At 59.0% G+C, this 13544-nt stretch carries 9 protein-coding genes, 4 tRNA genes and 2 pseudogenes; 5 read left to right on the forward strand and 10 right to left on the reverse strand.

From position 1 onward, the window contains the following. Positions 1-14 precede the first annotated feature (14 nt). The gene (locus tag HX790_RS01590; protein ID WP_176991166.1) at positions 15-1118 is read right to left on the reverse strand and encodes a polyamine ABC transporter substrate-binding protein; all 1104 of its coding nucleotides are present in this window, start codon (positions 1116-1118) and stop codon (positions 15-17) included. A gap of 138 nt (positions 1119-1256) precedes the next feature. Here HX790_RS01590 and HX790_RS01595 point away from each other — a divergent pair, with 138 nt between their 5' ends. Together HX790_RS01595 and HX790_RS01600 are read left to right on the forward strand one after the other, a co-directional pair. After that, positions 1257-2048: a response regulator transcription factor gene (locus HX790_RS01595; protein ID WP_017136286.1), complete on the forward strand. Its 792-nt coding sequence runs from the start codon at positions 1257-1259 to the stop codon at positions 2046-2048. Between the two features lie 118 nt (positions 2049-2166). Next, positions 2167-4386: a hypothetical protein gene (locus HX790_RS01600; RefSeq protein WP_176991167.1), complete on the forward strand. Its 2220-nt coding sequence runs from the start codon at positions 2167-2169 to the stop codon at positions 4384-4386. On the opposite strand, the gene gltS is transcribed toward HX790_RS01600, so the two are convergent. Beyond that, positions 4343-5554, reverse strand: coding sequence for a sodium/glutamate symporter (gltS, locus tag HX790_RS01605; RefSeq protein WP_099547845.1), 1212 nt, complete (start codon positions 5552-5554; stop codon positions 4343-4345). The two genes, HX790_RS01600 and gltS, sit on opposite strands and share 44 nt — an antisense overlap. 93 nt (positions 5555-5647) lie before the next feature. Here gltS and HX790_RS01610 point away from each other — a divergent pair. After that, a pseudogene (locus HX790_RS01610) lies at positions 5648-5869 on the forward strand (hypothetical protein); the annotation flags it as partial. 68 nt (positions 5870-5937) lie between these two features. On the opposite strand, the gene HX790_RS01615 reads toward HX790_RS01610, so the two are convergent. The 4 genes from HX790_RS01615 to HX790_RS01630 all read right to left on the reverse strand — a co-directional run bounded on the left by HX790_RS01615 (position 5938) and on the right by HX790_RS01630 (position 6353). Next, positions 5938-6013 (reverse strand) — tRNA-Gly (locus HX790_RS01615). A gap of 4 nt (positions 6014-6017) precedes the next feature. Further along, positions 6018-6093, reverse strand: a tRNA-Glu gene (locus HX790_RS01620). A 105-nt stretch (positions 6094-6198) separates the two neighbouring features. Further along, positions 6199-6274 (reverse strand) — tRNA-Gly (locus tag HX790_RS01625). A 3-nt stretch (positions 6275-6277) separates the two neighbouring features. Next, positions 6278-6353: transfer RNA gene (locus HX790_RS01630), tRNA-Glu, on the reverse strand. A gap of 371 nt (positions 6354-6724) precedes the next feature. On the opposite strand from HX790_RS01630, the gene HX790_RS01635 reads away from it, so the two are divergent. Both HX790_RS01635 and HX790_RS01640 read left to right on the forward strand, forming a co-directional pair. Further along, positions 6725-7495 carry a hypothetical protein gene (locus tag HX790_RS01635; RefSeq protein ID WP_017136282.1) on the forward strand — a complete coding sequence of 257 codons (771 nt, stop codon included), beginning with the start codon at positions 6725-6727 and terminating at the stop codon, positions 7493-7495. A gap of 663 nt (positions 7496-8158) precedes the next feature. After that, positions 8159-8971, forward strand: coding sequence for an alpha/beta fold hydrolase (locus HX790_RS01640; RefSeq protein ID WP_176991168.1), 813 nt, complete (start codon positions 8159-8161; stop codon positions 8969-8971). Between the two features lie 28 nt (positions 8972-8999). On the opposite strand, the gene HX790_RS29765 is transcribed toward HX790_RS01640, so the two are convergent. The 4 genes and pseudogenes from HX790_RS29765 to HX790_RS01655 all read right to left on the reverse strand — a co-directional run bounded on the left by HX790_RS29765 (position 9000) and on the right by HX790_RS01655 (position 13459). Next, on the reverse strand, positions 9000-9917 hold the full coding sequence (locus tag HX790_RS29765) for a methyl-accepting chemotaxis protein (RefSeq protein ID WP_371318485.1): 918 nt from the start codon (positions 9915-9917) through the stop codon (positions 9000-9002). After that, positions 9906-10967, reverse strand: a pseudogene (locus HX790_RS29770) (HAMP domain-containing protein); the annotation flags it as partial. The pseudogene HX790_RS29770 and the gene HX790_RS29765, both read right to left, overlap by 12 nt. Positions 10968-11081: 114 nt before the next feature. Then, on the reverse strand, positions 11082-12494 hold the full coding sequence (locus tag HX790_RS01650) for a PLP-dependent aminotransferase family protein (RefSeq protein ID WP_017134452.1): 1413 nt from the start codon (positions 12492-12494) through the stop codon (positions 11082-11084). 203 nt (positions 12495-12697) lie between these two features. Further along, positions 12698-13459 (reverse strand): SDR family oxidoreductase, encoded by a 762-nt coding sequence (locus tag HX790_RS01655; RefSeq protein ID WP_176991170.1) that lies wholly within the window; start codon positions 13457-13459, stop codon positions 12698-12700. Positions 13460-13544 lie beyond the last annotated feature (85 nt).

Here is a 13544-nt window from a genome sequence, read left to right on the forward strand (position 1 = left end):
CCTCACTCAGCCAGTCACGTACCGCTCTTCACCTTGGTCCACACACGTGTACGGATACGCTCCAGCTTCAAGGGCAACGGCTCAAGCGGCACCAGCGTGGCGATGGTGGCTTTGGACGGATAAATCCACGGGTTATCGCGCAACTTCTGCTCAACCAGCGCGGTGGCGTCCTTGTTGGCATTCGGGTAAAGCGTGTGGTTGGAGCTCTTGGCAATCACATCGGGTTCAAGCATGTAATTGATAAACGCCAAGCCGGCCTTAGCGTTGGGCGCATCCTTGAGCAACACAAAGTTTTCCGACCAGACCAGCCCACCCTCGCGCGGCAAGCTGTAGGCAATCTTGCGGCCAGTGTGGTTTTTCTCATTGATGGCCTGGGCCGTCAGTGCCCCGCTCGCCCAACCAACGACCACGCAGATATTGCCATCGGCAAAGTCGGCGTCGGTTCTGGAGGAGTCGAAGTAGAGAACATAAGGGCGGATTTTCAGCAGCAGCGCCTGGGCCTTCTGGTAGTCCTCGGGGTTCTGGCTGTTGCTCGGCAGGCCAAGGTAATGCAAGGCGATGGAGATGATTTCACTCGGCGAGTCGAGCATCGCCACGCCGCAGGACTTGAGCTTGCTGATGTTTTCTTCTTTGAAGATCAAGTCCCAGCTGTCCACCGGGGCGTTATCACCCAGTGCCGCCTTGACCTTATCCACGTCATAACCAATGCCGGTGGTGCCCCACAGGTACGGAATCGCGTATTGGTTGCCCGGATCGTTAGTGGCGAGCAAGGCCAGCATTTCCGGGTCGATATGCGCATAGTTGCTCAGTTGGCTGCGGTCCAGCGGGGCCAGCACGCCCGCCTGGATCAGGCTTGGCAATACGTTGGAGGTGGCGACGACGACGTCATACCCCGTGCGCCCGGCCATGGCCTTGCTTTGCATGACTTCGGCACTGTCGAAGGTATCGATGTGCATCTTGGTGCCGGTTTTCTGCTCGAATTCCTTCGGTGTCTCGGGAGCGATCAACCCGAACCAGTTGTACAGGTTAACCCGGGGTTCTGCCGCCGCTGCGGGCGTGCTGGCCCCGACACAGACAAGCGAGGCTAAAAAAATGGCTCGCAAATGTGATTTATTCATATAACTATCCTTGTCAAAAACGACAGGCCTTCATGGCCATCAACGCTGGTGGGTGAATATACCCGGCGTCGTCGAATAGTAAATACCTACAAATACTTAGCTCAGCCCCATGAATCCCTAACCCAAAAGGGGTAGTCCATGTCACTCGACCTACACAATCTCGCCTGGCACCGGTCGGCCGGCAAGCTGATCATGGAGCTGAACCGCCCAGCCTTCTGGAGCTCGCTGGTTCGCGTCCTGAATGAGTATGTGCAGATCGACAATTGGGTGGTCCTGGTGTTCAGCAACCAGCAAGTCAACGTCGTCAGCGTGACCGAGGTTGCGGATGCCGACGAAGTCGACGCCCTGACGCAACTGTATGTAAAAGGCCTTTACCTGCTGGACCCGTTTTACATTGCCAACCGTGAAAACCCGCAGAGCGGTTTTTTCCATCTGTCAGACATTGCCCCCGAGCACTTCCTGACCACCGAGTACTACCATCAGTATTTCGCCCGGTACGTGTCCGTCGATGAGGTGCAGTACAACGTCCAGCTCGACGCGGATCGAACCCTGTGTATTTCATTTGGCAGTAACACGCGCTACACCCCGGAACAGATCACCACACTGGATATCATCAAGCCGTGGGTCATGGCATTGATGCATCAACGCATGTGTTTTGAAGTCGATGAAGAAAAAAACCTCAGTGAGCCGCCGCCCTGGTCCGAAGCCATTGTGCAGTTGGGCACACAGATCACCACGCGCGAGAAGGACGTGCTCAAGTTGCTGCTCAGTGGTTTTTCCAATAAAGAAATCGCCGGCAAACTGGCGCTGTCGACAGAAACCATCAAGGTGCACCGGCGCAATATCTACACCAAGCTCAACATCAAATCGCAGTCCGAACTCTTTTCGCGTTTTTTCATGCCTAAACAGGACGTTTACACGCTGAATTAGGCGCGCGATCACTCGCCATCCTCAAGAAGCCCCCGGGCGGTAACCTAGCCGTTCGGTCAGTTACCGCGCATGCCCCCTTTGCTTACCCTTTCCCCTGGTTTCTCTCGGAGGGGGCGTGATGTCCTTGATCAGCGATGTAGAACGCGCTTGCACACGCCTGGCCTCAGCAGGATGGCATGACCTATTGCTGCACCACGGCCTGGACATCACCTCGACAAGCCTGCGTGAGGAACTCGCCAGGCCTGTGCAGATTGATCGCACCCAGCCAGGCTTTGAGGATTTTTCCGCTGATGCCACACGCGGCATAGAGCCAGGGCACCCGGCCGACAGCCTGCTGTTTCATGCCTTCGCCTCGCCTCATGTGGTCACCGCTGTCAAGGGTAAAACGCTCACGGCCTTCCCCACAGCCGCTGAAATCGAGCACGTCCTCAATTATGTCTACGGCGCCGCTCCCCCGACCCTGGAGGCTTTGCAGCAACTGGCCGGTGAGGCGCAACTGGCGATTGCAGTGTTCGCGTATGAATACCGGCCCTACGCCGAAACTGTGCACAGGCGCCAGGCGGACCTGTGTTTCTCGCGTACCGGGGTGGCCCGGGTCGGCACGGCGGACGCGCTGTATAACCCGCAGCAAAGAGGTTTTTTGCCCTTTGTCGAGGGCCAGCCGAACCAGATGCGGGTGATACCCGCGCGCTACGGCGCGTTCATCGCTGCCCGGCACACCGGCCAACCGGCGCGGTTTGGCCCAATGGATGCTCAACCTATCGATGAGGATCTGGAGTTCTGGGTGCCCCTGCACAAAGTGTTCGATGGCAACGAGTGCCTGGCCGGAATGGACCTGACTGTGCAGTTGGAAAACCACCAGATCAATGAAAAAATCGGACAGATCCATAGGCGATTTCGCGATACCGGCTGGCAAGAGCCTGACATTCTCAACGCGCCTTTCGTCATTACCGAGGGCTTGTCCCATTGGGCGAATACCGATGAGTTCGCGCCGGGGCTATTGGTGCCCGACGCCAAAGAAGCGCTGGTGGAACTGGCCTATTACCAAGACCGTCCGCTGTCGTTCATGATGCCTCCCAATACCGGTGGGTTGGTGCATGGGCGCCATCATTTGCGCGACGACGGTTCGATCGAAGACCTCAATCAACGACAGGATGTCGACGCCATCGTCAAGGCGGGCGGCTACCGAGCCCTGCACTATCAGGATGCCATGGCCGACGGCTGGGTACGGGCCCACTGCCCTGCGCTGGAACTGGCGAGCATCGCCGCCTACTCCATCATCGGTGCGCCGGATTTTTTTCCGTTATGTGGGCAACGAGAGCTCAAGCAATGGTCCAGCGACCCGGCGGTTTTCCCTTGCCCTGCGCCGCCCTGCCCAGAGGTTTGGCATACACGGGTCAACCCACTGTCCGACGTGCGTTTTTTTATCAATCAGGCCCTTGCCGGTGGTTACTTCGCCCCTGAAGACCGTGGCGTCACCGCCATCGTCTCCCACCCACAGTCCTCCACAACACCCGACTTGGCCCTTCCTGTGCAGCGTGCTCAACGGCAATCCTGGCTACCGGATTTCGCCAGCGGGGTCTTTGGACCGGGCTGGGAAGTGGGCCGGGGCCTGGTAGACGCTCCGTTTACGAACATGCTGTGCGGTTATCAGTTAGCCAGCCCGTTTACTGAGGATGCACGCATCTGTGCGGCACTCGGCTCGTACTGGCCAGGGGTGGCACCTGACTCCACCCGCAGCTTTGAACCGCGCAATGTTTCGGCCACGGTCATTCCGCTGACAGACAGCGAAATCGGCCTGGGCGACAGCCCTGCCTGGGATGGCCGCGCCGGTCCCACCTTGATTGAGTCGCAGGGGCGCATGCTGGTGCAGTACCGTGCTTATGAGTACAGCGACTACACGCAGGCCGCATTGGATGGCCAACTGTCGCTGGCCATCACCGGGCAGACCAGCACCGCGCAGTACCACCAGAGGGTGCTGGGGATGCGTCGTGCTTATGAGGCAGTAGGGGTCGGATCAGACAAAGAACAACGAAAACGCTGGCCTCTGCTGGCGTTTTTTCAGGTGCAATTACCGGATCAAGCGTTCGAAGTTGCGCAGCAAGAGGCCGGCTTGCAACTCTCGGGTGAGGTGCATTTTTACACGCTGTACAAACATGGCGCGATAATCACCCCAACGCATGACTTCAAGCTTCGCCACGTGCAAATAGAGCAAGTCATCGACCTGTACATGAGCCACGACGCCGTACTGATCCGTCTGGACGGCGCCGCCTGGCGACCATTCGAAGGCCCCCTCAACCCGCCGCCCCCAAAAACGGCAACGCCAGGTACAGTTTGATCACCACCGCATTGGTAATGTCGATAAAAAACGCCCCCACCATCGGCACCACCAGAAACGCAATCGGCGATGGCCCGAAGCGCTGCGTGACCGCCTGCATATTGGCAATGGCGGTCGGCGTGGCCCCCAAGCCAAAACCGCAATGCCCCGCCGCCAGCACGGCCGCGTCGTAGTTGCGGCCCATGACCCGGAACGTCACAAAGATCGCAAACAGGGCCATCAGCAACGCCTGGGCCGCCAACAGAATCACTATCGGCAAGGCCAACGCCGCCAGATCCCAGAGCTTGAGCGACATCAGCGCAATCGCGAGGAACAACGACAAGCTGACATTGCCCAGCAGCGACACTTCACGCTCAAACACCTGATGCCAGCCAAGCGCCGACAAGCCGTTGCGCAACACCACGCCCACAAACAGCACGCATACAAACGTCGGCAATTCGAAAGCCGTACCTTTAATAAAGCCATACAGGAAGGTGCCGACCTGCAAGCTGATCGCCAATAACGCCAGGGTCTCGATAAATGAAAACGAGGTGATCATGCGTTCCTGGTTGGGCTGCTCAAAGCCTTTGGGCTGGGGCGGTTGCGCCAGCTCAACGCCGGGCACCTGCACACGTTTGATCAGCAAGCGGGCAACGGGGCCACCTATCAGCCCACCCAATACCAAGCCAAACGTCGCCGAGGCAATCGCCAGTTCGGACGCCGAAGCCACGCCATATTTTTCGCTGAACACCGCGCCCCAGGCTGCGCCAGTGCCGTGCCCGCCGGACAAGGTGACGGAGCCTGCCAACAGCCCCATCAACGGGTCGAGCCCCAGCGCCTTGGCCAGGGCAATGCCCATGGCATTTTGCACCACCAGCAGGGCCGTCACGACCAGCAGGAAGATGCCGAGGATGCGCCCGCCTTTCTTCAGGCTGGCAAAGTCCGCATTCAGGCCGATGGTGGCAAAGAACGCCAGCATTAAGGGGGCCTGCAATGAGGCGTCGAATCGAACCTCGATATCCGTTAATGCGCGCAGCAACAGCAGCAGCGCAGCCACCAATAAGCCGCCGACCACCGGCTCCGGAATACTGTAGGCGCGTAAAAAGCCGATACGGGCGACCAGCCAACGCCCCAACAGCAGCACCAGAGAGGCGGCGACCAGGGTTGAGTAAAAATCGAGTTGGAACATCTGGGCAGTTCTCTGAAGTGAACAGGCACACGGGGCTGGCCAGAGTAGAGACAGCAGAACCAGTACACACCCACCCGCTATTAACTACAGACTATTCCCACGCACTTCACAACAAGGCCTACACATGTCGCGTGCAGCCGCTATCGCTGGGTGGTCCCCGGTTTGATTTTCGTCATCTACGCCATTGCGGCGGCCGACCGCGCCAACCTCGGTGTGGCGATGCCATTTATTCGCAAAGAATTCGACATGAGCAACGCCGAGGCAGGCGGCCTGATAAGCCTGTTCCTTCTCGCCTATGCCCTGGCGCAGATTCCTGACCCGGCTGATTAAAATCAGCACAAACAAAAACGCCGATCATTGCTGATCGGCGTTTTCGTTAAATATGGAGCGGGAAACGAGACTCGAACTCGCGACCCCGACCTTGGCAAGGTCGTGCTCTACCAACTGAGCTATTCCCGCAAAATGGCGTCCCCTAGGGGACTCGAACCCCTGTTACCGCCGTGAAAGGGCGGTGTCCTAGGCCACTAGACGAAGGGGACACACAACTGAAACACATGGTGTGTATTTCAGTGCCCAGAGGTTAAATCCGAAGATTATGCCCTGGTTTCACTCAATGCCGCCCGAGGGCCACATTGCTTGTAAATTGGAGCGGGAAACGAGACTCGAACTCGCGACCCCGACCTTGGCAAGGTCGTGCTCTACCAACTGAGCTATTCCCGCATATGGCGTCCCCTAGGGGACTCGAACCCCTGTTACCGCCGTGAAAGGGCGGTGTCCTAGGCCACTAGACGAAGGGGACACACGTACAACATTCACTCCCTACCGCGTTTCGCTGTGTGCTTTACGCTGTAAGTGGCGCGCATTCTATGGATGGATTGAAAGGTCGTCAACCCCCAAGGATAAATTTATTTAAATCAATGACTTCGCCCTGCTTTCCGGGCCTTGGCGGGCATTCTGCCCGTCCGGGCTTTGACGCCTATATTCTGGCGCCCGACAAGGCGCTATAGTTCGCCCAAGCAAATGATGGCAATGTGCATCTATGCAGGGAGCCCGCCCGGCAACGCTTACCTATATAGAAGAAACTACCTGGGCAACTGGTCGAACAGTCCTATCCGCCGGATGGTCCAGTCACTACACTCCACAGCAAACCCTATAAAAGAGGTCACACCGGTGACACCACTCATGATCACCCTGCTGGTAATAGCCGGGATCGTAATACTGATCGCCATTGGCTACATGAACCACGTGGTGGAAAACAACAAGCTGGAAAAGAAACGTACCGAGATCGAGCTCAATGATCGGCTGCGTCGGTGCGGTGAAATCACCGAGACCTTTCCTGGCCAATTGATGACCCCGGCGCTCAAGCTGCTGCTCACCCGCCTTGAGCTGAACGTCAACCAGCGTCTGTTGCACCTCAACAAGTCCAGTGCAGCACTCAAGGCGCGTATCACTGAGTTGAATGCGCTGATCGCCCAGGGCGAATCGATTCCGGTGACCAACCCGCCGGCGCCGATCCAGACCGAAGCCAAGGCCAAGGATGTGCGTTTCCTCCTTGAAGCCCTGCATGGCCAAGTGACCCGCGCGGCCCAGGATGGTTTTCTGCCGACCAACGAGGCCAAGCACTGGATCAAGGAAATTCGTCATATCCTGGTGCTGCTGCACATCGAGTTCTTCAACAACCTCGGCCAGCACGCCCTGCAACAGAACCAACCCGGCCAGGCACGCCTGGCATTCGAGCGCGGTGTGCAGTACCTGCGTAAACAGCCAGAGCCGGTGCTCTATAGCGCGCAGTTGCAATTGCTTGAGAATCAATTGGCCCGTGCTAATTCGACGGTACTGACTAACAGCAAGCCGGCTGAAGATGAGGTCAATGAGTTGACTGAAGGGCTTAAAGTTGTGGATGCGGATGCGGAGTGGAAAAAGAAGGCTATTTACGATTGATCGTTTGGCGCGCGCGGTGGATGGATGGGTTGGGTACATATCCGTTGCTGCGGTAACGGCTACTTAGGGTTCCGCCCTGACGGCGGCTCACTTTTGGAAAGACCGGAATGCCGGCCCAGCCAAAAGTAAGCAAAAAGTCTTCGCCCCACCACTCGGCACCTCGCTTAGGCTCGGTGTGCCAGAACGAAGGCTTGAATCCGTGGGCCGCCTCAGATCAAAAGCAAGATCAAAAGCAGAGCACGGCGGCCTAGTAGCCGACCTGAGTGGTTAGATCAAAAGCAAAAGCGGATTTGCATACACTGAAGAGCTGCTTTTCTGTGGGAGCTGGCTTGCCTGCGATGCAGACACCTCGGTACATCAGGCACACCGAGTTGATGCCATCGCAGGCAAGCCAGCTCCCACATTAGACCGAGTATGGCTTTGCTGTTGCTGTTGCCGAGTGTTGGGGCGAAGACTTTTTGGTTGCTTTTGTCTGGGCTGCCATTCCGGTCTTTACAAAAGTGCCCCGCTGTCAGGGCGGACTCCTAAGCCGCCGTTACCTAAATAACGGATATGCCCCCCAACGCAACACGCCACAACAAAGTGCCATCAATTTGCACCTATCCCCCCGCCCCCGACTAGCGTAAAAAAGTGCCCCTAACTCCATGAAGTCAGAGGCCTGCTATGCCTGTCGCCGTCATTGATGGACAACCGCTGCACTACGTCGACCAGGGCACCGGCCCGGTCGTTCTGCTGGGTTCAAGCTACCTGTGGGACCGCCACATGTGGGCGCCGCAAATCGAAGCCCTGTCGCAACAGTACCGCGTGATCGTCCCCGAGCTCTGGGGCCATGGTGAATCTGGCCCGCTGCCGGCCCAAACCCGGTCCCTCGACGACCTGGCGCGCCAGACCCTGGCCCTGCTGGATCAGTTGGACATCCCACAGATCAATCTGGTGGGCTTGTCGGTCGGCGGCATGTGGGGCGCACGCCTGGCATTACTGGCCCCAGAGCGCATCAACAGCCTGGTGCTGATGGACACCTACCTGGGCGCCGAGCCCGAGGCCACGCGTCAGTATTATTTCTCGCTGTTCAAGATGATCGAAGACGCCGGTGCCATCCCTGAGCCGTTGCTGGATGTGATCGCACCGATCTTCTTCCGGCCAGGCATCGACCGCGAGTCGGCGCTGTACCAGGATTTCCGCCAGTCGCTGCAAGCCTTCTCCAAGGAGCGTTTGCTGGACAGCATCGTGCCATTGGGCCGCCAGATCTTCAGCCGCGCCGATATCCTCGACCAACTGCACCGCCTGGACACCGACACCACCCTGATCATGTGCGGTGAGCAGGACAAGCCACGCCCACCCGCCGAATCCAGGGAAATGGCTGAGTTGATCGGTTGCAGCCTGACCCTGATTCCAGACGCCGGGCACATCTCCAGCCGCGAAAACCCGGACTTCGTCAATGAAGCCCTGCTGACCTTCCTCGCCAACAACGCCTGATCGTACGGCTCCCGCCTTTGCTCACTGATCAAAGGCGGAAGTGCCCCACCATGCCCTTGAGTTCGGCCCCCAGCTGCGCCAGCTGAATGCTCGAGGCGGCGTTGCCTTGCATGCTCAGCGCCGATTGGTCGGCACTCGCGCGAATACTGGTGACACTGCGATTGATCTCTTCGGCCACCGAGCTTTGTTCCTCGGCGGCGGCGGCAATCTGCTGGTTCATCTGCTGGATCAGGGACACGGCAGCGGCGATGCTGCCCAGCGCGCTCTCGGTTTCCAGCGCATCGCTGACGGCGAGTTTCACCAGCTCGCCGCTTTGCTGAATCTGCTGCACCGATGACTGCGCCGCACTGCGCAAAGTACTCACCAACCGCTCGATCTCCTCGGTCGATTGCTGAGTACGCTTGGCCAGCGCCCTCACCTCATCGGCCACCACCGCAAACCCTCGGCCTTGCTCGCCGGCGCGGGCGGCCTCGATGGCAGCGTTAAGGGCCAACAGGTTGGTTTGTTCGGCCACGCTTTTGATCACCCCCAACACCGTGCCGATGTGCTGGATTTCGGCACTGAGGCTGTCGATGCTGGCGCTGGCACTGGTGCTGGAGGACGCCAGCAATTCGATGCGTTGCAGGCTCTGACGCACCACCTGCTGGCCGCTGTCGACCTTGGCATCGGCGGTCTGCGCCGCTTGCGCGGCTTCTTCGGCGTTACGCGCCACGTCATGCACGGTGGCGGTCATCTGGTTCATCGCCGTGGCGACCTGTTCGGTCTCCTCCTTCTGGCTGCTGACCTCTAGATTGGTTTGTTCGGTGACGCTGGAGAGGGATTGCGCAGAGCTGGCCAATTGCTCTATGCCGGCCTGCAAGCCGCTGACCATCTGGCTCAAGCCATTGCCCATCTGTTGCATCGCTTGCATCAGCTGGCCAATTTCATCGCGGCGACTGACCTCCATCCGCCCGCTCAGGTCACCGGCGGCGATCCGCTGGGCCACTGCGATCACACTGCGCAGCGGCGCCACGATCAGGCGGGTAATCAGCCAGGCTGCAACCAGCCCCACCAGTAACGCCAGTGCCGAGGAACCGACGATCAGCAGCGTGCTTTTCTTCAATTGCGCCTGCATCGACTGGTCTTCGGCGGCATACGCCTGGTTGACCCGGCTGACCACCTGGTCGGCGCGGTCATGCAATTGCTTGTAGACGATTTTTTCCTGAGCCAGCAAACCGGTGTACTCACCGAGCTTTTCGCTGAAGGCCGCAATATGCCCGGACACCTCATTGAGCACGGTCTGGTAACCCGCGTCCTTGACCGAGGTTTTCAACTGCTCAACCTGCGCAAGGGCCTGGTCGGCCTGTTCGATCTTGCCCTGTTCGGCGTTGTCGGCATCGGCCTTGCGGCTCTGGTCCAGGCGTACCCGCGCCTCGTTCATGGCTTGCAGCATCAAGCGAGACACCTGGCTGACCTGCCCGGCCTGTTCGATAAACTCGGCGCCCTCCTTGCCCTGGCTTTCCTTAAGGCCATAGGCGCCATCGTCGGCCAGGCCGGCTTGCAGCACATCGAGGTTATTGGCCACGCTGGAAACGGACCAACTGGCCATTTCCAAAGCCAGGTCCTTGGTCTGGGTCAACTCGACAAATTCATCGAACGCCTTGCGATACGCGGCCAACGCCTGTTCAACGTCGCCCATCACCAGCACATTGGCGGCGGACTGGGCCTTGAGCGTGGCCGCCAGGGCGGCCAGTGCATCGACGCTCTCATGCAAGGCATCAACGGCTTTGGGGTCGGCGTGCAACGCGTAGTCCTGCTCGATCAAGCGCACCTTGAGCAAGCCGCTGTTGAGCGAGGACATGGCATTGAGGCCTTCGAAACGCTGGCCAATGGTTTGCAGCGACCACACGCCAATGGCCGCCACCAGCGCCGTCAGCAGCAGCACCAGGAAGAAGCCCAAGCCCAGCTTTTTTGCCATACCGAGGTTGGCGAAACGTCGTTGCACGGCCGAAATCATTGCACTTGAATCCTCTTGCACGGGCAGATGCCAGCAAGCCTGGTTGCCATGCAGCGAGATTCGCAACGAGACGCCATTGGCACAAGACGTTGGCGTCACAATAATGGCAAAAAGCTACATGCTCGTCGTTTTCAGAATGGTTGAGGTCGATCTGGCAGGCCCCATGGCACGGAACAACTCCAAAGCCCGCTGATCAGCAGCATAGGCCACATTTATGCGCAGCCAGTCACTGTGCTCACCGCGGGGAGTGAACAGCGCCCCGCAAGACAGCAGGACACCAAGCCTGCGCGCGCACGCCTGCAACCGTGAATGATCGCCCAGGCCCGGCCGCGCCCACACAAACATACCGCCAGCAGGCACGGCAAACACCTGCCATTCCTCATCCTCCAGCACCTGCAGGGTGGCTGCCATTTGCGCATTCAAACGCTTGCGCAGGCGTTGCACCCACTTGCGGTAGGTGCCATTGGCCAGCAATGTGGCGACCACTGCTTCGGCAAACCGTGAAGTGCCGATACCGGTCAGGGTCTTGAGGCTGGCCATTTTCGCAACGATATCTGTGCCGGCACTGACGTAGCCCACGCGCAAGGCACTGCTCAGGGTTTTGGAAAAGCTTGATACGTAGATCACCCGGTCATCATGGGGCAACGCCGACAGCCGCGTGCAACTGGCGTGCTGCAGGTCGCCATAGACGTCTTCTTCAATGATCAGGAAGCCATCGCGTCGCGAAAGCTCCAGCAACCGTTCAGCCACGGCGCGGCACAGGCTGGTGCCGGTTGGGTTGTGGTAGAGGCAGTTGATGAACAGGCACTTGGGACGATGCCGTAGCAGCAGTTGCTCAAGCACTGGCATGTCCGGGCCGCCCACGGTGCGCGGAACTTCCAGCAACGTGACGCCATGGCGCTCCAATTGTCGATAGAGGTTGGCGTAGCCCGGCGTCTCGACCACCACCGTATCGCCAGCCTTGAGCAATGAGCGGATCAACAGGTCCTGTGCATGGCCGGCACCATGGGTGGTCAGGATGCGATCCAGGCAGGTGCCCACCTTTATCTGGGTCAGCCGCTTGAGCAGTTGCTCGCGCAATGCTGGCAGGCCCAATGGCGTGCTGTAGTTGAAGAGACCGGCCGTGTCGGTGCGGCTGATTTCCCGTATCGCGTAGCACAGGTCATCACTTTCACGCCATGTGTCCGGCAGCCAGCCGCAACCCAGCTTCAACTCGCCCAACGGGCCATCGACATAGGCGCCCCAGCCCAGCTCTGCACCCTCATACCAGTGGCCTTCAAGGCAAACAGGCGGCTGGGCGACCACAAATCCCGAGCCTTGCCTGGACGCCAACAACCCCTGGGCCACCATTCGCTCGAAAGCCTCGATCACGCTGGACTGGCTGAGCAGGTTGTCGAGGGCCAGTTGCCGGATGGACGGCAAGCGCGTGCCGGGGCTCGCGCCGCTCTTGCGTATCCATTGCGCCACCGCGCTGACGATTTGCTGCACCACCGGTACAAGGGCTTGTCGATCGATCCCTAAATCCATGAGCCACTCACTTGAACTGTCTGTTATTCAACCCCAAACAGTTAAGCACAGAAGCTCGCTCAAGCCGGCCGCAAAAAATTATTAAAGTATTGATTTTATTGACTTATTTACCTGCTGATACACATTCTGACGAGGCCTTGTGCCAGCCATGGAAACGCCCCACAGCAGCCCCATCCTTTTCTAAGAGTGCATGGCATGGAGTCCTAGATAGCCGTTGCGCCACCATCCACCGCCAAGGCTTGCCCGGTGGTAAACGCCGCCCCATCACTGCACAGGTACAGCACGGCACTGGCGATTTCCTCGACCTTGCCGATGCGCCCAACCGGGTGCATGGCGGCGGCGAACTCGGCTTTGCGCGGGTCTGCTTCATAGGCACGGCGGAACATGTCGGTGTCGATCACCGCAGGGCACACCGCATTCACGCGGATTTTCTTCTTTGCATATTCAATTGCGGCCGATTTGGTCAGGCCGATCACAGCATGCTTGGACGCCGCATAGATGCTCATCTTCGGCGCAGCGCCCAGCCCGGCTACCGAGGCGGTGTTGACGATTGCACCGCCGCCCTGGGCCAGTAACAGCGGCAGTTGATACTTCATGCACAACCACACGCCCTTGACGTTGACGCCCATGATTGCATCGAACTCATCCAGGCTGCCGTCGGCCAGCTTACCCTTCTCAATCTCGATGCCGGCGTTGTTGAAGGCATAGTCCAGGCGCCCATAGACGGCGATGGTCTGTGCCATCAATTGCTGCACATCGGCGTCCAGCGTGACATTGCAACGCACGAACAGCGCTTCGCCGCCTGCTTGTTGAATCAACGCAACCGTGCCCTCGCCGCCCGCCACATCCAGGTCGGCTACCACTACTCTCAAGCCTTCTGCGGCAAATGCCAGCGCGGTGGCGCGGCCAATACCGGCGGCGGCGCCGGTCACCAGGGCAACCTGGCCGGAAAACGTCATGCTCATGGGGGATGTCCTATGCAAGAAATAGCCGTGGGCCGAGTCTAGCCAAGCCGACGGCGGGCGCGTCAGCACTATCATATGGCCGGTT

Origin of the sequence: Pseudomonas sp. IPO3747 (assembly GCF_013385245.1) — a bacterium.
In the GTDB taxonomy this organism is placed as follows: Bacteria; Pseudomonadota; Gammaproteobacteria; order Pseudomonadales; family Pseudomonadaceae; genus Aquipseudomonas; species Aquipseudomonas edaphica.